Source organism: Calothrix sp. NIES-2100 (assembly GCF_963875285.1).
In the GTDB taxonomy this organism is placed as follows: Bacteria; Cyanobacteriota; Cyanobacteriia; order Cyanobacteriales; family Nostocaceae; genus Aulosira.
In genome coordinates, this window is the sequence record NZ_CAWNLA010000001.1 from 2904813 (window position 1) to 2929771 (window position 24959).

Genomic DNA, 24959 nt, shown 5'->3' on the forward strand with positions numbered 1-24959 from the left:
TTCTGGGATACTGTATAGTAAAGCTTTTATATTTTTATATAAAGATTTGATGAAGTCGCACTCTGATGAGTCGCGGTGCTGCGAGATCCCCGACTTCTTGAAGAAGTCGGGGATCTCGCAGCACCGCAAAATTAATGAGACAATGCACTAGGTTGTTAATTCCAGGTAAATTACTCAAATACTGGTGACCAAATCTCAGCAACAACTACTTCCCAACCAGGAAGTAAATCAGGGAGAGTTAACACATCGCCATCTCGCAAGATGATTTTTTCGCCAGAACGGTAAACTTCCAGAGTTCTGGTTTTGGGGTCAATTAAAATTCCAATTTGCGTACCCAGGCTGATAAATTCCTGAATTTTTTGGCGGAGTTTGTCGAGGGAATCAGTCTTAGATTTAACCTCAACTACTAAGTCTGGAACTAATTCTGCGTAGTCTTCTGTAGAACGTTTCAGTCTGTCTGCACGTACAAAAGATACATCCGGTGCGCGTAAATCTGTGTTGGGTAATTTAAAGCCAGCGCTGGAACCTGCTACACGTCCTAGTTGACGTGGTCTTACCCAATTACCCAAAAGTCGGGAAAACTCAGTTCCGACTTCTTCAGACTCATAACCTGATGGACTCATGATCACTATATTTCCATCGACTAATTCCATGCGATAGTCAGGATAATTTGCCTGCATTTTCTCCAGGTCTTTGACAGTAAGAGACATAAGGCCTCCGGAAACAGCTGAATTTATCTTGGCATTTCTAGGGACTAGGGGTGAGGGAGTTCTGAGGCCAGATGCGATCGCCACTATTAGCGTCAAAGACAAACAACTGATTTAAATCTAATTGCAAAACAAGGCGATCGCCTGGACGCAAACGGACACCACCACCAAGCTGCACATTCAATAATGCTGATGAATCCGGTAAACTCACGCGAATTAAAGTTTCCCTTCCTAAAGGTTCTACTACCTTTACTTCCACCATCAACTGTGCTGAATTTACAACCTTTCCATCCTGACTTTCGGGCTGCTGTGGTTCGTTAATATAAATATGCTCTGGTCTAATTCCCAAATCTACACTTTGTCCCTGATGCAGTTGTAAACTTGCCTGTAAAGCGGTAGGAATTTCTAATAACTGCCCACTAATATCAAAACCTGAATATTGATAAATTGCAGGCAGAATATTCATCGGGGGATTGCCTAAAAAAGATGCCACCATTTGATTCGCAGGAAGGGCATATATACTTTGAGGGTCACCAATTTGTTGAATTCTGCCGCGATTTAACACCACAATTTTATCTGCCAAGGTCATGGCTTCAACTTGATCGTGGGTTACATATATGGTTGTAATTTCCAAATTTTGATGCAGTTGTTTTAACTCTGCCCTAGTATCATCTCGTAACTGGGCATCTAAATTAGACAAAGGTTCATCTAGTAAGAATACTTGTGGCTGACGAGCGATCGCTCTTCCTAAGGCTACCCGTTGTTGCTGTCCCCCGGAAAGTTGTTTGGGTTTGCGATCTAGCAGGTGTTCTAGGGAAAGCGATCGCGCTACATTCATCACCCGTTCTTGAATCAGATTAGAGTCAACTTTCCGCATCTGCAAGCCAAAAGCAATGTTTTGTGCCACTGTCATATGCGGATAGAGAGCATAATTTTGGAACACCATCGCCACATCCCGCGCTCTAGCTGGGATATTATTCATTAAGCGATCGCCAATAAAGAGTTTACCTGATGTGGCTGTTTCTAAACCGGCGATCGTTCGTAAAATCGTAGATTTCCCACAACCTGAAGGCCCTACCAAAACCCAAAATTCACCATCGGGAATTTCCAAAGAAATATCCTCAATAGCCGTCACGTTGTTAAATCTACGTTTAATGTCTTCTAGACGAACATTTGCCATTATCTGAATTTTGTCAGTTGTCAGTTGTCATTTGTCAGTTGTCATTTGTCATTTGTCCTTGATAACTAAGGACTCATGACTATTAACTCATGACTACTTCCAAGCAGGATGAGCAAATAAAGAAGCAATGACTCGCACTCCCCGGAGTTGATTAGACAGAGGTAAATGCCCTTTAGGGGCGCTCAAATCCCAAATAAATTCATTCGGATACCGTGTCCAGTTATTACCATTTTTCCAACCAATTTTCGCCCAGAAATTATCCCAATTTTTTCCCAAACCTAACCAAAGATCTCGCTGTACTGAAAAGCCAAACTTACCTTCTGAGTGGACTAACCAAAGATGATTAATGGTTTGCAAGTCAACAGCGGGAAAATTGTCCACATCAGTAAAATACAACCATTTTCTTTGTAATGCCGTGGGGCCTGCTACTTCACACATTTTTTCGATGGTGAGGCGATCTGCTGCTTGGAAGTCTTGGACAGCCAATAGCTGTTGCAAGGGATGGTAATTAATCCCGCACTCTGATTTTAGAGGTACAATGCCCTCAGGAAAAGAGGAAAGCAGAAATTGTTTGGCTAATGGTGCATCAGAATTGTAGAGTACTTGGTAGGCTTTGCCATCAATCCAAGTTGCCGGGGTGTCCGAACGTTTCCGTAAGAATTCCATTAATACATCCAATCCCTCATTACCCAAGTCAGCTAACTTTGAGATAATTTGTTGTTGGACTTGAAGAGACCCAGCGATTAACGTTTGTCGAAGGGAGTCGATGTCATTAGCAGGGCCTGATACAATCATTGGGTCTGTCATGCCAATTACTCGTTTTAGCGGGTGCGTGAAAAAGCGATCGCTATGAGGTTTTACCAAAGGCGAAACACTGATAGCGAAATGTAGTTTACTATTTTTGATCGTACAAAATAGCGATCATTTCACTTCATCCCATACCTTAAGTCCGATCAGGGGAAAATCTGCGCTTCACGGGACTAGGGGAACCAGGACTAGGGACAGGGAGGACAGGGAGGACAAGGAGGACAAGGGAGAAGTACTTTGAGCAATGCCCCATGCCCCATGCCCCATGCCCCATGCCTCATGCCCCATGCCCCATGCCCAATACCCGATACCAATAGCCTATCAATCAGGAGTGTGTGAGTTATGTACGACAAGATAAAACCCCCTACAACTGGAGCAAAAATTACCTTCAAGAATGGTGAACCGGTTGTACCGGATAACCCCATTATCCCCTTTATTCGGGGCGATGGAACGGGTATCGACATCTGGCCTGCTGCCCAAAAAGTACTTGATGCTGCGGTAGCAAAAGCATATAACGGTAAGCGGCAAATTAGTTGGTTGAAGGTTTATGCTGGGGATGAAGCCTGCGATTTATACGGTACATACCAGTATTTACCTCAAGATACACTAACGGCAATTGAAGAATATGGTGTTGCTATCAAAGGCCCGTTAACAACTCCTGTGGGTGGTGGCATTCGTTCTTTAAATGTGGCACTAAGACAAATTTTTGACTTATATGCTTGCGTGCGTCCTTGCCGCTACTATGCAGGTACACCCTCACCCCACAAAAACCCCGAAAAGCTTGATGTGATTGTTTATCGGGAAAACACAGAAGATATTTATTTGGGGATTGAGTGGCGACAAGGCAGCGAAATTGGCGATCGCTTAATTAAAATTCTCAATGAGGATCTTATACCCGCCACCCCAGAACACGGGAAAAAGCAAATTCCCCTAGATTCTGGCATCGGCATCAAACCCATCAGTAAAAAGGGTTCCCAGCGCTTGGTACGGCGTGCTATCAAACATGCCCTGACATTGCCCAAACATAAGCAACAAGTGACTTTGGTGCATAAGGGCAACATCATGAAGTACACCGAAGGCGCTTTCCGCGATTGGGGCTATGAATTGGCTACTAGCGAATTCCGCCAAGAAACAGTCACAGAACGGGAATCTTGGATTTTGAGCAACAAGGAGAAAAACCCCAATATTTCCTTAGAAGACAACGCCCGTCAAGTTGATCCTGGATTTGATGGCTTAACTCCAGAGAAAAAAGCGCAAATTGTCAAGGAAGTAGAAACAGTTCTTAACACAATTTGGGATAGCCACGGCAACGGCAAGTGGAAAGATAAAATCATGGTCAATGACCGGATTGCTGATAGTATTTTTCAACAAATCCAAACCAGACCTGATGAGTATTCGATTCTGGCGACGATGAATTTAAATGGCGATTACCTATCCGATGCGGCTGCTGCCATTGTTGGCGGCTTAGGAATGGGGCCAGGGGCGAATATAGGCGATGCCTGCGCCATCTTTGAAGCTACCCACGGAACAGCACCCAAACACGCCGGCTTAGATCGGATTAATCCCGGTTCGGTAATCTTGTCTGGTGTGATGATGCTAGAGTTTATGGGCTGGCAAGAAGCCGCAGACCTGATTAAGAAAGGTTTAGGAGATGCGATCGCCAACGGTCAAGTCACCTACGATTTAGCACGCTTGCTAGAACCACCAGTAGAACCCTTAAAATGTTCGGAATTTGCCGACGCTATTATTCAGCATTTTGGGTAATTAGGGGCTAGGGGCTAGGGGCTAGGGCGTGTTTTCAAACTCATTTCTTGAATAAGGGGAGGAGGGGGAGAGGGGGAGACGCGGTGACGCGGAGAGCTTTTTGAACAAATTTTCACCGCGTCGCCGCGTCCCATTGTCCCGTTGTCAGCCTTATGTAGTTGCATTCGATACTTTGAAGACACGCCCTAGGGAAGGGAGACAATGCCCCATGCCCCATGCCCCATGCCCTGTTCTCTCTGACAACTGACAACTAACAACTGACAAATCCCGAGTTTTTTGCAGCCTGAATCTAAGAAAATAAAAGCTATCTAGATAATTCATTGGCTGCAAAAATTTTTATGACTATTAATCGACGCCATTTTTTGTTTTTACTTGTCGCAGGTACGGGTACTTTGGCTTTAGAAGGTTGTGCTTCAGCAGAGCAATCCCCAACTGGAAACCCAACAAGTCCCGAACCAAAACCAGATACCACTAAAGGGGCGATTCAATTACCACCTTTACCTTATGCCTATGAAGCACTGGAACCACACATTGATGCTAAAACGATGCAGTTTCATCACGATAAGCATCATGCAACTTATGTGAAAAATCTCAATGCAGCTTTAGAGAAACATCCAGAACTCAAAAGCAGAAGTGTTGAAGAACTGTTACGTAAACTTGACAAAGTGCCCGAAGATATTCGCAAAATTGTCCGCAATAATGGCGGCGGACATGTCAACCATTCGATGTTTTGGCAAATTATGAAGCCCCAAGGTGGAGGTGAACCCACAGGGGCGATCGCAACTGCTATAAAAGAAAATTTTGGTAATTTTGCTGATTTCAAAAAACAGTTTAACGCAGCTGGTGCGGCTCAATTTGGTAGTGGTTGGGTTTGGCTGGTGCGCAATAGAAATGGCAAGTTAGAAGTGACGACAACAGCTAACCAAGACACGCCTTTAAGCCAAGGATTATATCCGATTTTGGGTAATGATGTTTGGGAACATGCATATTATCTCAACTATCAAAATCGCCGCGCTGATTACTTAGAAGCTTGGTGGAATGTGGTGAATTGGGATGAGATTAATAAGCGATATGCCGTTGTGAGTAAGTCGGCTTAATTAACTTCAGTTCGATGGCACTTCACCCAAGGTCATCGAACTGAAGTAGATTTTACACAACTGGTATAAAATCGCTCTCTGTAATCAAGCTGTAATTGATACCACTCAAAACAGCCAATGCTTCATTTGTGGCAGTAATCCGAATAGAAGTATTATTGCCACTGGCAGAAATAGTTAGAGCGCCATAAGTTAAACCACCGAATAAACCAAGTTTGTCGATACCATCCTCAAAACCAGAGACGCTATCAGTGCCGTTACCTGAGACGAGAACAACAATATCTGCACCTGTTTGTCCATAAAGTAGATCATTACCCGCACCGCCCATTAAGGTGTCATCACCAGCACCACCATAAAGGTAGTCATTACCAGCATTACCAATCAGGCGATCGCTTCCATCCTGACCGTTGAGTGTGTCATTGTTACTACCACCAATTACGATATCATTACCGACACCGCCATACAGATAGACGCTACCCATCGTGAAACCGGAAGCATCTAAAGTATTGTCATCAACACCACCAGTTAGGGTGACTCGTTCAATATTGCTCAAGCTATCATTACCTAAGCCGATTAGTTGAGTGTTCGTTAAAGTAAAGTTGACATTAGCTGATTCACTGAGAGAATCAATGTTATCGCCACCATCAAGGATATCGTCACCCAAACCGCCATAAAGGATGTCATTACCAGCGCCAGCAATTAGACTATCATTACCATCCTGACCATAAAGATAGTCAATGTTACTACCGCCAATGAGAGTATCATTACCGACACTGCCATAAAGATAGACGCTACCCATCGTGAAGCCGGAAGCATCTAAAGTATTGTCACCAACACCACCAGTCAGGGTGACTCGTTCAATACTGCTCAAGCTATCACTACCTAAGCCGACTAGTTGAGTGTTCGTTAAGGTAAAGTTGACATCAGCTGATTCACTGAGAGCATCAATGCCATCGCCACCATCAAGAATATCGTCACCCGCACCACCATAAAGGATGTCATTACCAGCACCAGCAATTAGACTATCATTACCATCCTGACCGTAAAGTGTGTCATTACCAGCACTACCATCAAGGCTATCGTTACCAGCACCGCCATAAAGGGTGTCATTACCAGCACCAGCAATCAGACTATCATTACCATCCTGACCGTTGAGATAGTCAATGTTACTACCGCCAATGAGAGTATCATTACCAACACCGCCATACAGATAGACACTGCCAATTGTGAAGCCGGAAGCATCTAAAGTATTGTCACCAACACCACCAGTCAGGGTGACTCGTTCAATATTGCTCAAGCTATCACTACCATTACCGATTAGTTGTGTGTCAGTTAAAGTAAAGTTGACATTAGCTGATTCACTGACAGCATCTGTGCCATCACCACCATCAAGGATATCGTCACCCGCACCACCAGAAAGGATGTCATTACCAACACCAGCAATCAGGCGATCGCTTCCATTCTGACCGTTGAGTGTATCATTTCCTTCATAGCCGTAAATAGTATCATCAGTTGTACCGCCATTGAGTTTATCGGCTAAAGACGTACCATCAATGGTCTTTTCCGCAACATCATTGAGATTAACACTCACAGTTTGGATGATACTGGTGTTAGTGCTATCACTGACAGTCACCTGTAATTGAAAGTTAGGTTTGCTCTCAAAGTCAAGGTCATCGCGATCGCTAACCGTAATTTGTCCCGAAGTGGGGTTGATGCTAAAAGCAGTTGTACCATCTTGATCGAGGTCAAGGTTGCCATCAATGATTGTCCAGTTGGAGAATAAGGTAGTTCCTTCTATATCGGTAGCAACTACAGTGCCAACCACTGTACCATTACTGCTATTTTCATTAACGGTAAAGCTTTGATTTGGGCTAATAACAGGAGCATCGTTGACAGCAGTAACGTTAATCGTCTTGAAGACAGTGGTACTAGTCCCGCCATCACCATCAGTCAGGACAAAGCTGACAGTACGGGGAGTAGTAGAAGGATTTTCGGAGACACTTGTATAAGTAAGACTGCGTAGCAAAGCTTGAACCGCAGCAGACGTAGCTTTAGAGGTAAGATTGATAACTAAATCTTGAGTGCCAATACCACCAGTGAAACTACCAATGAGGCTAGTATTGTGCAAAATGCTATTGTCGCTGAGGATTTCAATTTGATTTGTGGTGCTACTTTGAACAATCAGACGGTCATCAGCAGTACCGCCATTACTCAAGCGAACAGTCAATTTACCTGTGTCGAAGTCTTGGGAATCAAAGTCAGCGACAGTTGCAGCAGAATCAATCAAGATAGCAGGAGCATTTTCTGTATAAGTGGGGTTAGTTCCTGGCAAACTGATAAAAGGAGCATCATTGACAGCAGTAACGTTTATCGTCTTCAAGACAGTGCTACTAGTACCGCCATCACCATCCGTCAGGACAAAGCTGACAGTACGGAGAGTAGTAGAGGGATTTTCTGAGACATTAGCGTAACTAATACTGCGTAACAAAGCTTGAACCGCAGCAGACGTAGCTTTAGAGGTCAGGTTAATTACTAAATCTTGTGTGCCGATACCACCAGTGAAACTACCGATGAGGCTAGTATTGTACAAAATGCTGGTGTCATTGACTTGAATTTGATTTGTGGTGCTACTTTGAACAATCAGACGGTCATCAGCAGTGCCGCCATTACTCAAGCGAACAGTCAATTTACCTGTGTCGAAGTCTTGGGAATCAAAGTCTGTGACAGTTGCACTAGGACTAATGAAGATAGCAGGAGCATTTTCTGTGTAAGTGGGGTTAGTTCCTGGCAAACTGATAACAGGAGCATCGTTGACAGCAGTAACGTTTATCGTCTTCAAGACGGTGCTACTAGTACCGCCATCACCATCCGTCAGGACAAAGCTGACAGTACGGGGAGTAGTGGCGGGATTTTCCGAGACATTGGCGTAAGTAATACTGCGTAGCAAAGCTTGAACCGCAGTCGGTGTAGCTTTATAGTTGAGGTAGATGGCTAAATCTTGTGTGCCGATACCACCAGTAAAATTACCTATCCAGCTAGTATTATAATAAATGATGTTGTTGCTGACTTGAATTAAATTTGTCGTGGTAGTTTGAATGCTCAGACGGTCATCAGCAGTAGCGCCATTACTCAAGCGAACAGTCAATTTACCTGTATCGAAGTCTTGGGAATCAAAGTCTACGACGGTTGCATTCGGATCAATGAAGATAGCAGGAGCATTTTCAATGTAACTGGGATTTGTGCTTGGTAAAGTAATTGTAGGCCCTTCATTCCCAACATTTAAAGTGACTGTGGCAATATTAGAATCTGCGTAGGCGTAGCCCGTCGTAGACATCGCATCATTAGCTTTATAGCTGAACGTATCAATACCTTTAAAGCCTGTGTTAGGAGTGTAAGTAAAAGACCCATCAGCATTGAAAATCAGGCTACCATTCTTTGGCCCAGATACTAGGATTGCTTTCAGTGCGGTTTTATCAATATCTGTGTCATTAGTTAATACACCAGCTGCTAGATTATTAGGTGTAGCACGGTATTGAATGCGACCTTTAAAGCTGGTGTTAGCGGAATCGCCATCGCCGTATTCTTGGAATGTAGCATCAAAGTTAAGAATTTCTTCGCCATAACCGTAGATGATTTGGTTAACTGTAAACTGGCCTGTCAGGTTGTTATAGCCGCGTCCATTACCACCGACACTTAAACCAGGCTGATTAGTAGGTTGGGATGGGAAACGTGCTACACCTGTATATGTGGTTCCTGCTGTCAGTGGAGCGTTAAATGGAGCTGCGAAGAAAAGATCCCACCATTGACCCCCACTAGTTGCAGGCTCAGAGTAGCTAATTTGGACAGCATTATTGCTACTGGAATTTGTGGGGTAAGCACGGACAGCTTTGAAATTACCTGTGGCGGTAGTATAGCTATAGTAATCACTCTGACCGATATAATTACCGCGATCGCTATCTAAAGTGAGTGCCGTAGTCGCAGCAGCAGTTGTCAGTGAAGTATTTAACGATACATTATAAGTATCATTTGTTACTACAGGTGTCTGGTTGGTGCTAATAGCTTGACTCGTAACCTTGATATCATCAACCCCAATCCACTCATCTTCCCCATTAGCATCAGTAGTAATGAAGCGAATTTGTACTTCCGCCTTATTGGTGACTTCCAGTGGTAACAAAACGCTCAAGCGTGCTTCCCGTGTGTCATAAGCAACAGAAGAAGTCAAGGCGTTATTAGAAGCATCCGGAACAAAAGCTGCTGGGAGGTTGATAAAATTCCCTGTATTCCCAATGCGGTATTGTACAGCAACAGGTTGAATAGCATCCCGTGTTGAGGTATCTATATCACGTAACGTGAAGCTAAGTTGCAGATTCTGCCTTCCAGTAGCATCTAAATAAATCACTAAATGCGGTGCTGTCGCAGTGGATGAACCTCTAAGGGCAATAGTTGGGTTATTCATAATGAAATCAAACTCTGTAATCCCACTATTTGTGTAGGTACTGGGATTAGTTTGATTAGCATTAACATCAATAGGAGTTGCAGAGCCATCAGCTAGTAAATTTTGTGGGTTAGTACCAGCGCTACTTACCAGCCCATCCCCACGAAAACCCCTAATGCTGGGTACGTTACTCCAATTATCATCAACATTAATTAAATTTGTATTTGACCAGTCTTGGCTAAAGTCGCTGGTTGCTAGTGAATGATAAACCGCAGGAGAAGGTATTGTATTGGACACACCGATGTAGCGTGCTACTGCAAAGTTCCCATTTTCATTACCAACAACAACAATATTGCCATCGGATTGCGTCGCAACTATATTACCTCCTTCGTAGTTACTCTGAATCGAAGTAATAACCTGACCGCCTGTACCAAAGCTGCTATCCAATGTTCCATTAGGGTTATAGGCTAATAAAACAGTTGCAATAGAAGTTTCGTTTTTAACATAACCAGCTACAACGATTTTGCCATTGGATTGAATTGTCAAACTATTGGCACGGTCATTATTACTTAAGCTTACAGGCGCAATGACCTTACCCCCATTACCAAAGCTAGTATCTAGGCTACCGTCAGTATTGTAACGGGCGATCGCAAAGTCTTCTTGGTTAGAGCCATTCCATACACTCCAAGCATATCCAGCAACAACAATTTTGCCGTCGGACTGAACTGCAATGCTATTAACCCAGTCAAAAGACGTACCTATAGGAGTTAAAACCCTACCAGCGTTGCCAAAGCTAGTATCTAGAGTGCCATTGCTGTTATAGCGTGCTAAAGCAAAATCATTATTAGTGCCATTGGACGCAGTTCCACCAACAACAATTTTGCCATCTGGGAGAATTGCCGCAGCATAGCCATTTGTGCCGTTGACTTTGCCACCAATACCAAAACTATTGTCTAGACTGCCATTAGTGTTATAGCGTACTAGAACATAATCTCGACTACCATTGCCGATGTATCCTGCGAGGATCAACTTACCATCTGGCTGAACTAAGACTTTCTGACCAAAGTCCGCACCAAAGTTGGTAATAACTTTTCCACTATTACCAAAAGTACTGTCTAAGCTACCGTCTGTGTTGTAGCGTGTTAAAGCAAAATCTGGTTGGTTAGATTGCGTACTGTCCCAAGTATATCCAGCAACAACAATCTTGCCATCTGATTGCAAAGTAACGCTATAACCATAATCGCTGGCAGTACCTACATGAGTAGTAACGATACCACCATTGGCAAAGCTATTATCGAGAGTGCCGTTTGGGTTGTAGCGTGCTAGAGCAAAGTCAGGAGCATTTAAGGAACCGTTAAGCATGTAAGCATAGCCCACTGCCAAAATTTTGCCATCTGACTGAATTGCAACACTATAGGCAGATCCACCATTACCAACTTTGGTAGTGACTTTACCACCAATCCCAAAACTCGTATCGATTTCACCAGAAAGAGCAAGTACTCCTGTATAGGTGGCAAGGGTTTCTTTTTGGAAAGCCAAAGCTATAGGATGGGAGGTGGGAAAATCTTGTCCGACTTGAACCTGTAAATTCCAATCTCCGCCTAACGCCGCATTACCTGTGGGTGTGGTAGAAGCAGCAATATTTGCTTTTGTCAATCGGTGCAACTTCTGCAAAAATTCCTCACCCGCATCCCCAGCAGCAACGTTACAGCCGTAGAGTATGAGATGTGGAGACAACCAAGTTTGTAACTCTTCGGTATAGCGTTCTAAAGTGCCCAGACTGAGTTGAGTATTACCCAGGTAAAGACAACCGGGAGAACCATGACAGACAATGTGGACACTTTCAACTCTAGGGCGCTGTAAAAGTTTTTGAGTAATTTGTTCAACCCCATCTTGATTTGAGTCAAGAACTACCACCTCAAACCCGGATACAACACTTCCCTGTAATGTTTCATAGCCACTTACAGATGAGTCTAGGAAAAGTAGACCTGAATTCTGAATGTTCATATTATTGGAATTGGTTACTAAAGTTTAGAGATTTAATTGTGATTAAATCTCTTGGATAAGATATAGGAGATTAGCTGTTTAAATGGTAAAAAATCTCAAAAACAGCCATTATGTTGAAAAAAAGCTGATTGTATCCGCGTAATTAACTAAAGAAATAGAAAAAATGACAATTATTCTCCCCTTCCTATTTTGTTAAATACAAGAATTAATTACATCGATATATTTTCTGAAAATCTTATTAAAAAGCTATAAAGCGAAATCAGAATTAAAGTTACAAATATTACTTTAATTCCAGCAACTTACCTCAGTACTTTTTTGCTCAATTCCTTGATTGATGCTGCTCACACCGACAAACCCAGTTGAAGATGCACATCAGTAGTCTCCAGTCTATTACTCAAGACAGTAGAGGAATCAAGATTTTGATGTTAATTTGGTGCGATCGCTCAATTGTCTCTCATCTGCAAAACTTTGCAACTATCAAGCTGTTTGCCGTATGAATTCAAGTATTATTTTTTACTGATAAACCTGTTTAAATCCCCGCGACCAACGCAGTTTAGATGTTTCGCCAAAAGTGGAGAAGTATTTAGCTGTATGTACCAAACTCCGTTTTCATGCTTGAGTCTTACTCCTCAAGCCAAGGGCTACAAGCCAGGGGTCAGTTAGATCATATGTTAAATTTAAGATTAAAATTGCATTAAATGGTGTTTATCAAAAGGTGTTGAAATTAACAACTCTCAACTCTACTCTGCTCAAAGAGCTACTTAAGCACTAATAACAATACCAAAAAAGATATATTTTTTTGATAAATTTTTTTTGTTAACTTTAATTTATGCATTTGCGCATACTAAGATACATGCGAAAATCACATAAGTGAACCAAGTAATACCAATTTGAAAAAAGAATACAACATGTACATTTGTAGTGGTTTCCCCACCCTTGATGACAAACCATGACACTCCACAATCAAACTCTAACTTGTCAGCAACTTAGTTGGTTAAGATACGCCACATGCGTCAGTATCCTCGCATCATCAAAACACTCCGGCATCGCTACGAGACTGTGACACAGTTGAAGAGTAGAGTATCTAGTAATATTAATTACTTATTGTCAGGCGAGCCAAAGAAAAAGCAACAGTATCCTCTGATCAAAAAAATACTCCGCAATCGCTTTAAGATTATCCAACTCTTGGCCAGGGGAGGATCTGGCGATACCTACTTAGCTGTTGATTTGGATTTACCAGGACAACCCTACTGTGTTGTCAAACATTTTTATCCTAAACATCCTCATCCTGCTGTGATCCCGATTGCCAAAAACCTATTTGAACGGGAAGCAGAAAGTTTATATCAGCTAGGCAAAAACCATAACCAAATCCCGACATTATTTGCTCACTTTCATGAAGATGGGGATTTTTATTTAGTACAGGAATTCGTTGACGGTTATGACTTGACGCAAGAAATTGTCCCCGGAAAACCTCTGAGCGAGGAAGCAGTTATACATTTACTGAAGGACATCTTGGAAGTGTTGGACTTCGTCCACCAACACAAAATTATTCACCGAGATATTAAGCCCCACAATATCATGCGGCGGCACTCCGATCAAAAAATTGTCCTGATAGACTTTGGAAGTATTAAGAAACTGGGTATTCAAGGAGCCACCTTAACAATTGCAGTTGGGACTCCTGGCTATATGCCAACAGAACAAGCCAAGGGAAAGCCAAAACTGAGTAGCGATATTTATGCAGTAGGCATGATTGGGATTCAAGCTTTAACAGGTTTAAAGCCTGAAGAATTACAAGAAGATGCCGATACAGGAGAAATAATCTGGCGTGACAAAGCACAGGTAAGCGATCGGCTAGCAGATGTTTTAGACACAATGGTTCACGAACGCCATAGCCAGCGTTACCAATCGGCAGCAGAAGCTTTACAAGCACTGATTCCTGAGTTCAGGTTGTCACAGTACGCAGAATTTTCTGCTCAATCTGAAAATGCTGAGGATAACTCTTTACAACTTTATAAAAAGTTTATTTTGCTCCTAGGAATGGGACTGGGTATTATTACTAGCGTCATCATATTAGGTTTAATATATATATTTTTGCGCACGAGTGTATCGCCGCCAAAGCAACCCACACCCAGACATTCTTGGAGAGAAAATTTTGTGGCTCACCTATCTACTAATGTGGATAACCCAGTAGCTCAAAAATGGTTAAATAAAAACTAGTAAGAGGATGATTAAAATGGCTAAACAATAAAAAAATAAATGAAATTTTCCAGACATCAACTAATAATTACCTGCGTGCTTAATAGATTAAAGATACTGAGATTTTTGTAGATTCAATTGCAAGCAATAACTTTAAAAACATGGACAATACAAACCACGGAAAAGCTTTGATTAAAGAAGATATCGCCATCTTCTTGAGAGGTTTAATTATTGGCAAAGTGCTAACACTGATGGTGATTGGCGGATTGCTATGGTGGTTACTCAAGCCAGGCTTGTTGTCTGGCAATAATACTAATTCCTCTAGCCTGAATATCAAATCCACTTCTAATACTGGATCAACCTTTCAGTCACAGGCTGATGTGCCAACCAACTCATTCAACTATGGTGGTAGCACAACTTGGGCACCTATTCGCCAAGTAGTAGATTCTCAAATCCTCAGCGCTCGCCCTGAACTACAATTGCAGTACTTAAACCCTGTGAACGGTAGCCCTGGTTCTAGCTCAGGTATCCGCATGTTACTTGATGGACAATTGGACTTTGCGCAGTCTTCTCGTCCCCTCACAGATGAAGAACAAGCGATCGCCAAAGCCCAAGGTTTCACACTTGAGCAACGTCAGATTGGCGTTGATGGGGTAGCAGTGGTAGTTAATCCATCGCTTTCTGTGCAGGGTTTAACTGTTGATCAATTGCAGCAAATTTATTTAGGGAAAATTACTAACTGGAATCAAGTAGGCGGGCCAAATCTGCCCATCACAGCTTTTTCTCAAAGACCAGAGAATGCAGATACCATGATTTTCTCTAGCAACAGCGACTTGAAAAAACCAGAACTTGGTTCTAATGTCAAGTACGTGTACTCAACTACAGACGCAGTGCGCCAACTCAGCAAAACTCCCGGTGGTATATATTACGCTTCTGCCCGTGCAGTAGTACCTCAGTGTAGTGTCAAGCCTTTACCAATAGGTCGTACTGCTAGCGATTTCGTTTCTCCCTACCGGGAACCACTGGTGTCAGCTGAACAATGTCCACGTCAGCGCAACCAGATAAATACTGAAGCGATCAAAAATGGCAGCTATCCAATTAGCTCGAAATTGTTTGTGATTATAAAACAGAACAAAGGTCAAGAACAGAAGGTTGGAAATGCCTATGCCAATCTTTTACTTACCGACCAAGGACAACAGGCTATTGAGCAAGCTGGTTTTGTTGGAGTTCGCTAGTGAAGTGTGATTCGTTTTGTTGAGGTACTGATGAGAAATTAGCGATCGCACTAATTCTCTACACTCCAATCTTCAAACTGCAACCCCGGAACGCGGGAAAAGTCACGCTGATTCCGCGTTACCAAAATCGCATGATGAGAAATTGCAATTGATGCGATACGTAAATCTTGCGTCCCAATACGGATTTTTTGCTGTTTTAATTCTGCATATAAATTTAGAGATTTTTCGTCAAAATCAAGTATTCTGATGGTGTTAAAAAACTCTACTCCTTGTCGCAATCCTAAATAGCCCCATCTTAGTCTTTGGACTTCTGAAGATTGTCGGATAGCATCCAACCAACCACGCATTTGTTCTTCAACTGTAATTACACTGACAGCAATGTCTTCAAAATTTATCTGATTTATACGTTGTTGAATCAAAGGGTGCTGGTTTTGAAAAAGTGTGAGACTATCTGTATCTAATATCCACAAACTCATCAAATTTCGTCCTCTGCATCCATTTCTGCATCAAGTTCGCGGCGATAAGCTTTGATGTTTGATACAACATCTTCAAATAGAGGATTATCTTTATACATACCCGCAAATTTCATCCAAGGATGTTCTGATTTTGGTGCTTCTATTTCTTGAGTCACTATTTCTACATTTTTTAGACGAGTATTCACAAGTTCGTGTAAATTATTCAGCGCGGCTTCTCGCGTTTGTGCAAATACCTGAAACTCTGGTAAACCCCAAACTGTTGCTTGATATCCGTCTTCTTTAGCTTCTACTAATACGGAATAGTTAAGTTTAGATAAGTCATTAGCTGCATTTTTTACTAAGTTACTAGTCATAAAATTTACTTGCCTGTTTTTCATCGTGGCTAGATCTATTGTAAATCCAGTGCTGATGAGTCAAAAACTCGGTTTTGGAATTAGGTATCAGATATCAAGCGATCGCCGATCAACCTAAAATAGACTGTAAATCTCAGACATCGCTGTTTTTTGACAACTGTTAATTACGTTTTGGCGCAATTCCCCAAACCTTAATTTGTTTATCAAAACTACCACTAGCTAACATTTGCCCATTAGGACTAAAAGTGATCGCACTTACCCAATCTGTATGGCCATTGAGTGTAGTGATTAACTCGCCTGTAGTCAAATCCCACAGCTTAATCCCATCTTTACCAGCACTGGCGAGAGTTTTCCCATCAGGGTTAATGGCGATCGCATTTACCCAGCTATTATGTCCTGTGAGAGTGCGGACTAGTTCGCCAGTCTGAATATGCCAAATTTTAATTGTGCGATCGCGGCTAGCAGTAATTAAATTTTCTCCGTCTGGGGTAAAAGCTACAGTGGTGACTAAATCCGAATGTCCCACATAGGCGCGAATTAATTTTTCTGTACTCAAGTTCCACAGTTTCACTACACCTTGATAGTCTCCACTAGCTAAAGTGTATCCATCAGGGCTAACTGCGAGGGTATGAATCAAGTTACCAAAACTAGCTAAAGTTGCTAAAGGACGCTGCTGTGGTAAATCCCATAAGCGAATTCCATCCATCGCCCCACTGATGAGAACTTGATTATCCGGGGACACAGCTAAAGACAGGACATTAGTACTATGACCGACAAAAGAGCGTTTAAATTTCTGATTTTTGAGATTCCACAGATTAATTGTGTAGTCACTACTACAGCTAGCGAGGGTTTGTCCATCTGGGGAAATCACCAAAGATTCCACGGCTGTTTTATGTGCTTTGCGAATCGTCCCCATTCGTTCGCCTGTTGTTAGATTCCACAAGCGAATTACACCTTCATTTTCCGCCCCACCACTAACAAGAATTTTGCTATCTGGACTAAAAGCTAGAGATTTTACTGTTCCCCCATGTCCCTGAAGAGTGTAAATTAACTGAGGATGAGCAAAGCTGTTTCTAGGTTGTAAGTTTGGTGCTTCTACGACAGCATGAGCAGTTTTGTGGGAAAACCCTTCCCAAATTGTGGCTGGAAGAGTCATAGCAGCCATAATTCCCAAGACAATATACGGGCGAAGCACAGAATAATTCCTAACTTTTCCCTTGCTGCTCACTGTTTTTTCTCATTTTCTAACGCCTGCTCGCACTTTACTCTACTTTTCGAGCCGCCGTCCTCCGGGCGTATACTGAGGTATGGGGCATTGCGTATGGGGCATTGGGCATGGGGCATGGGGAGGTGGAAATAGTAATTGAGTATCCCGAAATAGTAATTGAGTACTCCCAAATAGCTTCTTAGTATCCCGAAATAGTAATTGGGTTTCCTGAAATAGTAATTGAGTACTCCCAAATAGCTTCTTAGTATCCCGAAATAGTAATTGGGTTTCCCGAAATAGTAATTGGGTTTCCCGAAATAGCAATTGGGTTTCCCGAAATAGCAATTGGGTTTCCCGAAATAGCAATTGGGTTTCCCGAAATAATAATTGGCTTTCCCGAAATAGCAATTGGCCTTCCCGAAATAGCAATTGGGTTTCCCGAAATAGCAATTGGGTTTCCCGAAATAGCAATTGGGTTTCCCGAAATAGCAATTGGGTTTCCCGAAATAGCAATTGGGTTTCCCGAAATAGCAATTGGGTTTCCCGAAATAGTAATTGGGTTTCCCGAAATAGCAATTGAGTACTCCCAAATAGCAATTGCAGCAACAAGGGACTTACAAGAAATACAGCAGATTGCAAGTTGGTGAGGTACAGATAATTGTAAGGGCACGGCAGTGCCCATACGTGTCAACTTAACGTGAAACCCTTGCCAAGACGTGATGACCGAATTATCTCACCTACCATCACGATCCGCGTCACCCCACCCCAGCTTTGCTAACGCAAAACTTCCCCTCCCCGTTTACGGGGAGGGGATAAAGGGGTGGGGTAAAACGCTTGTGGGATAAGCCTTTTAACTTAAGTTGACACCAATGGGCAGTGCCGTGCCCCTACTCGCCTACTTCATTTACCTGAAATACGCTGTAAATTACCTATATTCCGTAGTGCGAGCATCTTGCTCGCTGATGTTCATTTTTGAATGCGTGAATTTTGAATGATTAATGGGGTGGTTTTTTCTTCGTTACAGACAACATGGGTAAAGTTGTACTAGAGGAACGGGATGGTAGGTAATGTTGGACTACAGGCTCCTCTTCTGGTAAAGGGCGACTTTGCTGGATGCGCCAGAGTTTGACACCAACGCTAATTCCGGCTGTTACTAAACCAAAGGTAAATAACGACCAGCTATCATCTAAACCACCAATCAGCGCATCTACTATGCCCATAGTGATTAATAAACTGATGATTGGCTCTTTGCGGTAGGATGACTTCAAAAAACGAGGAAATATAACGTTCATCACAGCTTAATTTGATTTAGTTTGGCTTTTTGTCAATGAAAATAAGTCTTTCCTTCTGCCTTTGGACGCAGTTGGTCAAGGCATTCAAAGTATTATAATTATCTTAAGTAGGAGAGGAAGTGTAGTAATTTACCCTGTTGCAGATAGAATTGCAAGTTTTGGATAAAGCTGCACTTTTGGTGTGTCTCTTAGCCATAGACGGTAAGTCGCCAGAGGTAGTTTCGCTATCTATTACTTAAGTTAAAACCAGCTAGAATACCCAGCTGGTTCAAACTCTTCTAATTACTAGCTTACAACTTTAACGCCTGTGCGTTGTGGCAGATCTACTTGAGACCGAGCCATGATAGCACGCCTTGATTGGTGACGTATTCAATTACCACCATCAAGATGAAGCCAATCATCGCCGCTCGACCATTTAATCGTTCGGCATATTCATTAAAGCCCAGCTTAGGCTCTTCTAGTTTGGGTGTAATAGTTGGCTTTGGTTGTGTCATCATTAACAATTCCTCTCTTATTTTCGGCAAACGAAATTGATCGTGAAAAGTCTGTAGACGTTGCGGCTGTTGGCTGAGTCGTTTTCGACTTAGCATCATCGCACTTAGTCTTCAGACATCAGAACTTCCTTATGTGTGGAACTGACTTGCTATGCTGGTAACTCAAGCAACATAGCTTCAGCAATCCAGCAGCAGCTGTTTGGGACGAACCCATGTAAACAACTGTTTACAATTTTTTATTATTCTTTATATATTTTAGAAAGACTAGGGCAATAGTCAAGGGTAAGACTTGGTAGCACCGTAATGGAAGTTAAGAAACTTAGAACAATTTAGTTAGCAATCCTTAATACGGAAGTAGCCAGTCTAGTACTGGCAGGCTAAAGTGAAACCACAATTTATCAGAGGCTATAAATGGAAATCGGCGTTCCCAAGGAAACCAAGGATCAAGAGTTTCGTGTCGGGTTGAGTCCTTCGAGTGTACGGGTGTTGAAAGAAAATGGTCATGCTGTTTTCGTGCAGACACAAGCAGGTATTGGTGGTGGATTTACTGATGATGACTACATCAGTGCTGGGGCGGAGATTGTTACCACACCAGAATCAGCCTGGAATCGAGAACTTGTTGTGAAGGTTAAAGAACCTCAAGTAACAGAGTATCAATTTTTGCAAAAAGGGCAGATATTATTTACTTATCTGCATTTAGCAGCCGATCGCAAATTGACCGAACATTTAATTGATTGTGGCACTTGTGCGATCGCCTACGAAACCGTAGAACAACCTGGTGCAAACAAATTACCTTTGCTCACACCGATGAGCATTATTGCCGGGCGGTTATCCGTACAATTCGGCGCAACCTATTTAGAACGTCATAAAGGTGGGCGAGGCGTTCTTCTCGGTGGGGTTCCGGGAGTGAAACCGGGCAAAGTAGTGATTTTAGGCGGCGGTGTTGTGGGAACAGAAGCCGCTAAAATCGCTGTAGGTATGGGCGCGATCGTGCAAATATTGGACGTAAATGTCGAGCGCTTATCTTACCTAGAAACTCTATTTGGCTCTAGAGTTGAATTACTTTACAGCAACTCTGCCCATATTGAAGCCGCAGTTAAAGAAGCTGATTTGCTTGTTGGTGCAGTTTTAGTCCCAGGACGTAGGGCACCAATATTAGTATCTCGCGAATTGGTACAAAAAATGCGTCCTGGTTCTGTGATTGTGGACGTTGCTGTTGACCAAGGCGGTTGTGTAGAAACTTTACGCACTACCAGCCACACGAATCCAGTCTATGTGGAAGAAGGTGTGGTACATTATGGCGTTCCCAATATGCCCGGCGCAGTACCTTGGACAGCCACCCAAGCACTCAATAACAGTACCTTACCTTATGTTGTGCAGTTAGCAAACTTGGGCATTAAAGCGCTAGATGTTAACCCTGCATTGGCTAAGGGTGTAAATGTCCATCATCATCGCTTAGTGCATCCTGCGGTACAGGAAGTATTCCCCGACTTGGTAAGCTAATGCGATAACAAACTTGATATTTAGAGAAAGTTTCTATTTATCTAGGAAGCATCGGTGTAGGATTTATGCCTAAGTAAAAAATAGTTTACCAGATCCGAAATTTCGTGTCTGGTAAATTTTCGCATTTAATGCGAACTTGTAGCTCTGGCATAATCGTACCTACCTCCACGTTCTGTGGCACGTTTGTAAGCAGGGCGTGCATGGATACGTTCGACAAATTGCTGAATCTTGGGTCGGCTGTCAATCAGTTCGGCTTGCATAGCGGCTGATTCCAGAGGAAAACTCATTTGGATATCAGCGGCGGTGAATTCTTCCCCAACAAACCATGTACTCTTACTTAGTTCACTTTCTATGTAATCAAAGTGAAGTTTAATCTGAGGCGCGATAAATGTGTCATTTGCGCTACTGTCCCCAGCCCCAAAATGTTTGAAGATGAGGTTCATGACTAAAGGTGGCATTGCCGAACCTTCCGCATAATGCAGCCAATAGGTATAACGTAAACGCTCCGGTGTACCAGATGGCGGAATTAGCCGACCGTTACCGTATCGCTTTATTATGTATTCAATAATAGCTCCTGACTCAGCAATAGTTTCCCCTGCATCTGTAATCACTGGTGACTTACCCAGCGGATGAACTTCTCGCAACGATGTCGGTGCTAACATCGTTTTTTGGTCGCGTTCGTAGAACTTGATTTCGTATTCGATACCTAATTCTTCCAGCAGCCACAGCACTCGCTGCGAACGTGAGTTATTTAGATGATGCACAACAATCATAAGAGCTACTTTCCCTAAATCAGGCGGATATTTGCTTTTGAGTCTTTCAATTTATCATTCGCTCTCTCTACCCGCATCTATCTGCTGATTGCTTTGAATCTTAGAAATGCAAGTTTGTATACTGCTTTAGTCCTAGATGTTGAGAATACAGCAGTGGGCTGATATTGTTAGCCTGAGAAATCTGGAAATTTGCGATCGCCTTTACATTAACAAACACTCAAGCCCTGATTTTCGTAAAACCCCACATACGCGATCGCCCCACTTCACACTACTCCACTACAATATAGATAGACTTTGTTGAGATTTGTATCGTTGGGGATTAGCTGTCATGGCTCCCGCCGTTTTAATTGAAAATCTGCAAAAGCGCTATGGTACGGTTGAAGCCGTCAAAGATGTCTCCTTTAGGGTAGAACCGGGAGAAATCTTTGGCTTACTCGGCCCCAATGGCGCTGGCAAAACAACTACTCTGCGTGCTTTGTGTACACTTACCACACCAGATGCTGGTAAAATCGAAGTATCTGGGATTTCAGTGTTAGATAACCCCAAAGTAGCAAGACAAAAGCTGGGTTATGTGGCTCAAGAAGTCGCTTTAGATAAGGTGCTGACTGGTAGAGAACTACTGCAATTGCAAGCGGCGCTTTATCACCTCCCCAACGCGATCGGGAAACAGCGAATTGAGACAGTGTTGAATTTACTCAATTTGCAAGAATACGCTGATAAAAAAACCGGAACTTATTCAGGCGGTTTACGCAAGCGCCTCGATTTGGCGGCAGGATTGCTTCATGCACCAGATGTTTTGGTGTTGGATGAGCCAACCGTGGGACTTGATATCGAAAGCCGTTTTATAGTGTGGGAATTCCTCCGGAAGTTACGCGCCTCGGGAACGACGGTAGTAATTACCAGCCATTATTTAGAAGAAATTGACGCTTTAGCTGATCGCGTGGCGATTATCGATCGCGGCATTGTGATTGCATCTGGGACACCATCACAATTAAAAGATCAAGTAGGAGGCGATCGCATTACTTTGCGAATCCGCGAATTCTCCCCCATAGAAGAAGCCGAAAAAGCCAAACACCTCCTGCAAGCTTTGCCATTAGTGCAGGAAGTAATCATCAACAGCGCTCAAGGTAATTCCCTGAACTTGGTAGTTACACCCCAGAATGATGCACTGATTACCATCCAGCAAGCCCTAAATACAGCCGGCTTGCCCATTTTTGGCATCGCCCAATCTCGCCCCAGCTTAGATGATGTCTACCTCGCCGCCACCGGACGCACTTTAATGGATGCAGAACTCGCAGCTGTAGCCAATCGCGATCCGAAAGCCGAGAAGAAGCAGAATATGAGGTAGAAAGAGGGGCAGAGGGGCAGGGGAGATGAGGGAGATGAGGGAGATGAGGGAGATGAGGGAGACAAATGACAACTGACAACTGACAACTGACAAATGACAAATGACAAATGACAAATGACAAATGACAAATGACAAATGACAAATTATGAGCGTTACCCCTAAATCTGATATAAATTGGCAGCCAGCAACATCGCCGCCAGGTTATGTTGATGCTACGCCTAATTTCTTTGGTGAATTAGTACAAGAGACGTTGGCTTTAACTCGTCGCTTGTTTATTCAGTTGCAACGCCGTCCTTCAACTTTGGTGGCGGGAATTGTTCAGCCTGTGATGTGGCTGGTGCTGTTTGGTGCTTTGTTTCAAAATGCTCCCAAAGGACTGTTTGGTAGTACGACAAATTACGGTCAATTTCTCGCCGCTGGCGTAATTGTTTTTACAGCATTCGCCGGAGCCTTAAATGCTGGATTGCCTGTAATGTTTGACCGCGAGTTTGGCTTTTTAAATCGCTTACTGGTAGCACCTTTAGCATCAAGATTTTCAATTGTCTTTGCTTCGGCAATCTTTATTATCAGCCAAAGTTTACTGCAAGCGGCGGTAATTGTCGCAGCAGCAGCATTTTTAGGCGCAGGCTTACCGGATGCAGCTGGGTTAAGTGCGATCGCTTTAATTGTCTTTCTCCTGGCTTTGGGAGTCACAGCTATCTCCTTAGGCTTAGCTTTTGCTCTCCCCGGACACATTGAACTGATCGCGGTAATTTTTGTCACCAACCTGCCGCTATTGTTTGCCAGTACTGCTTTAGCACCTTTATCCTTTATGCCTCAGTGGTTGCAGGTAGTTGCCACTCTCAACCCTCTGAGTTACGCTATTGAACCAATCCGCTATCTTTATCTTCACAGTAATTGGGGACTGGGTAGTGTAGTCATGCAGGCTCCTTGGGGTGCTGTTACCTTTGGGGAAGCATTACTAATATTACTTGGCTTTGCTGTCGTCGCTTTATTAAGTATTCAGCCCCAATTGCGACGAACTCTTGCTTAAGATATAAGCATGATTCACTTGCAATTAATTTTGGGTAAGAATCCCATGAAAAAAATGTTTCTACCCCTGACTAGACTCGCGGCGATTACCGTCGCCGGAATTAGCTTTGCCTCTTTGCTAGCGGCTCAACCTAGCTTCGCTCAATTAAGTACACCTGATTCCACTCCTAGCGGCGATCTCAATCAGAATAATGCCAATCCTTTTCCTAGTGGCAATAGTTCAGATTTTAATATGTTTGACCTGATTCACCGGGCAAATTTTGGCACTCTCAACTGGAATTCAGATCAGCAAAACCAGCAACTAGACGAAGCCGCCCTGGAGTTTAGAAAAAGACAACAACAAGCAATTCAAAATGGTGGTAACCTAGGAGCCGCACCCCAAAGTTTACCGATCATCAGACTTCCAGAAAATACACCTGCACAGCCGACAGTACCAGCAAAAAACTAAAAGAATCCCAAACAATCAATTATTCACTAATTAGGGGCACGGCAACGAAGAGATTTCTGTCAAAAGCAAAAATCTTTCTCTACCGTGCCCCTAGCATTAGGGTATTTTGGAATTTTAAATTGCTATAGCCCTAGAGCAGCTAAAACATCACTAGCGTGAGTAGCTGTATTAACGCTGGTATCAACATGGGTAATTTTACCATTGCCGTCAATGACATAGGTTACACGTTTAGCGTAACCACCACCATCAACATCGTAAGACTGGATGAGAGTGTGATTGGTATCAGCCAGTAAAGGAAAATTCAGATTATATTTGGCAGTGAATGCTTGATGAGAAGCTTCATCATCTGCACTCACCCCTAGTACTACAACATCTTTATTGACATACTCATCTACGGCATCCCGAAAGCTACAGGCTTGTTTGGTACAGCCTGGAGTATCATCTTTAGGGTAAAAGTATAAAACAACCGTCTTACCTGCAAAATCAGATAGAGAGACAGTGTTGCCGTTAGTATCTTTGACGGTAAAAGCAGGTGCATCCGTACCGACTGCTAGAGGCATAATGAACCTTCCCTGTTTGAGATTGTTGGGGCATTTGAAATTTTACAA

21 protein-coding genes are annotated in these 24959 nt (G+C 43.0%); 9 read left to right on the forward strand and 12 right to left on the reverse strand.

Annotated features, from left to right (window positions below; translation table 11 throughout):
• Window positions 1-170: 170 nt before the first annotated feature.
• The 3 genes from AACU32_RS12350 to AACU32_RS12360 form a co-directional block, all read right to left on the reverse strand.
• Window positions 171-710 carry a Uma2 family endonuclease gene (locus tag AACU32_RS12350; RefSeq protein ID WP_096599863.1) on the reverse strand — a complete coding sequence of 180 codons (540 nt, stop codon included), beginning with the start codon at window positions 708-710 and terminating at the stop codon, window positions 171-173.
• Between the two features lie 37 nt (window positions 711-747).
• Window positions 748-1887 (reverse strand): ABC transporter ATP-binding protein, encoded by a 1140-nt coding sequence (locus AACU32_RS12355; protein WP_096599865.1) that lies wholly within the window; start codon window positions 1885-1887, stop codon window positions 748-750.
• Window positions 1888-1980: 93 nt separating this feature from the next.
• Window positions 1981-2694, reverse strand: coding sequence for a GUN4 domain-containing protein (locus AACU32_RS12360; protein WP_096599867.1), 714 nt, complete (start codon window positions 2692-2694; stop codon window positions 1981-1983).
• Between the two features lie 342 nt (window positions 2695-3036).
• On the opposite strand from AACU32_RS12360, the gene AACU32_RS12365 reads away from it, so the two are divergent.
• Both AACU32_RS12365 and AACU32_RS12370 read left to right on the forward strand, forming a co-directional pair.
• Entirely contained in the window at window positions 3037-4458 is a 1422-nt protein-coding gene (locus AACU32_RS12365) for an NADP-dependent isocitrate dehydrogenase (protein ID WP_096599869.1), read from the forward strand.
• 338 nt (window positions 4459-4796) lie between these two features.
• Window positions 4797-5555 carry a superoxide dismutase gene (locus tag AACU32_RS12370; RefSeq protein WP_096599871.1) on the forward strand — a complete coding sequence of 253 codons (759 nt, stop codon included), beginning with the start codon at window positions 4797-4799 and terminating at the stop codon, window positions 5553-5555.
• Window positions 5556-5607: 52 nt separating this feature from the next.
• Here the strand turns inward: AACU32_RS12370 and AACU32_RS12375 are convergent, their stop codons facing one another.
• Window positions 5608-11994, reverse strand: a complete 6387-nt coding sequence (locus tag AACU32_RS12375; RefSeq protein WP_096599873.1) for a DUF4347 domain-containing protein — start codon at window positions 11992-11994, stop codon at window positions 5608-5610.
• A 365-nt stretch (window positions 11995-12359) separates the two neighbouring features.
• On the opposite strand from AACU32_RS12375, the gene AACU32_RS12380 reads away from it, so the two are divergent.
• The 3 genes from AACU32_RS12380 to AACU32_RS12390 all read left to right on the forward strand — a co-directional run bounded on the left by AACU32_RS12380 (window position 12360) and on the right by AACU32_RS12390 (window position 15425).
• Window positions 12360-12491 (forward strand): hypothetical protein, encoded by a 132-nt coding sequence (locus AACU32_RS12380; protein ID WP_339377815.1) that lies wholly within the window; start codon window positions 12360-12362, stop codon window positions 12489-12491.
• A gap of 511 nt (window positions 12492-13002) precedes the next feature.
• Window positions 13003-14211, forward strand: a complete 1209-nt coding sequence (locus tag AACU32_RS12385; protein ID WP_096599875.1) for a serine/threonine-protein kinase — start codon at window positions 13003-13005, stop codon at window positions 14209-14211.
• A gap of 140 nt (window positions 14212-14351) precedes the next feature.
• On the forward strand, window positions 14352-15425 hold the full coding sequence (locus AACU32_RS12390; protein WP_096599877.1) for a PstS family phosphate ABC transporter substrate-binding protein: 1074 nt from the start codon (window positions 14352-14354) through the stop codon (window positions 15423-15425).
• Window positions 15426-15475: 50 nt separating this feature from the next.
• Here AACU32_RS12390 and AACU32_RS12395 read toward each other — a convergent pair whose 3' ends face one another.
• The 6 genes from AACU32_RS12395 to AACU32_RS12420 form a co-directional block, all read right to left on the reverse strand.
• A complete protein-coding gene (locus tag AACU32_RS12395) occupies window positions 15476-15901 on the reverse strand; it encodes a type II toxin-antitoxin system VapC family toxin (RefSeq protein WP_339377816.1) in 426 nt (141 codons plus the stop codon).
• Window positions 15901-16254, reverse strand: a complete 354-nt coding sequence (locus AACU32_RS12400; protein WP_096599881.1) for a HicB family protein — start codon at window positions 16252-16254, stop codon at window positions 15901-15903. The genes AACU32_RS12395 and AACU32_RS12400 overlap by 1 nt, the downstream gene beginning before the upstream one ends.
• A 160-nt stretch (window positions 16255-16414) precedes the next feature.
• Entirely contained in the window at window positions 16415-17419 is a 1005-nt protein-coding gene (locus tag AACU32_RS12405) for a WD40 repeat domain-containing protein (protein WP_096599883.1), read from the reverse strand.
• A gap of 304 nt (window positions 17420-17723) precedes the next feature.
• Complete coding sequence (locus AACU32_RS40705; protein WP_445223172.1) at window positions 17724-18143, reverse strand: hypothetical protein; 420 nt, start codon at window positions 18141-18143, stop codon at window positions 17724-17726.
• Between the two features lie 313 nt (window positions 18144-18456).
• Window positions 18457-18753, reverse strand: a complete 297-nt coding sequence (locus AACU32_RS12415; protein WP_096599887.1) for a hypothetical protein — start codon at window positions 18751-18753, stop codon at window positions 18457-18459.
• Between the two features lie 323 nt (window positions 18754-19076).
• Window positions 19077-19247 carry a chlorophyll a/b-binding protein gene (locus AACU32_RS12420; protein WP_096607970.1) on the reverse strand — a complete coding sequence of 57 codons (171 nt, stop codon included), beginning with the start codon at window positions 19245-19247 and terminating at the stop codon, window positions 19077-19079.
• A gap of 411 nt (window positions 19248-19658) precedes the next feature.
• Between AACU32_RS12420 and ald the strand changes: the two genes are divergently transcribed.
• Complete coding sequence (gene ald / locus AACU32_RS12425) at window positions 19659-20750, forward strand: alanine dehydrogenase (RefSeq protein ID WP_096599888.1); 1092 nt, start codon at window positions 19659-19661, stop codon at window positions 20748-20750.
• Window positions 20751-20875: 125 nt separating this feature from the next.
• Here ald and AACU32_RS12430 read toward each other — a convergent pair whose 3' ends face one another.
• On the reverse strand, window positions 20876-21523 hold the full coding sequence (locus AACU32_RS12430) for a glutathione S-transferase family protein (protein WP_096599890.1): 648 nt from the start codon (window positions 21521-21523) through the stop codon (window positions 20876-20878).
• Window positions 21524-21851: 328 nt separating this feature from the next.
• Between AACU32_RS12430 and AACU32_RS12435 the strand changes: the two genes are divergently transcribed.
• The 3 genes from AACU32_RS12435 (at window position 21852) to AACU32_RS12445 (ending at window position 24351) form a co-directional block, all read left to right on the forward strand.
• Window positions 21852-22871: an ABC transporter ATP-binding protein gene (locus tag AACU32_RS12435; RefSeq protein ID WP_096599892.1), complete on the forward strand. Its 1020-nt coding sequence runs from the start codon at window positions 21852-21854 to the stop codon at window positions 22869-22871.
• Window positions 22872-23016: 145 nt separating this feature from the next.
• On the forward strand, window positions 23017-23904 hold the full coding sequence (locus AACU32_RS12440; RefSeq protein WP_096599894.1) for an ABC transporter permease: 888 nt from the start codon (window positions 23017-23019) through the stop codon (window positions 23902-23904).
• A gap of 9 nt (window positions 23905-23913) precedes the next feature.
• Window positions 23914-24351: a hypothetical protein gene (locus AACU32_RS12445; RefSeq protein WP_096599896.1), complete on the forward strand. Its 438-nt coding sequence runs from the start codon at window positions 23914-23916 to the stop codon at window positions 24349-24351.
• Window positions 24352-24473: 122 nt separating this feature from the next.
• On the opposite strand, the gene AACU32_RS12450 is transcribed toward AACU32_RS12445, so the two are convergent.
• Window positions 24474-24911, reverse strand: a complete 438-nt coding sequence (locus tag AACU32_RS12450) for a peroxiredoxin (RefSeq protein WP_096599898.1) — start codon at window positions 24909-24911, stop codon at window positions 24474-24476.
• Window positions 24912-24959: the final 48 nt, after the last annotated feature.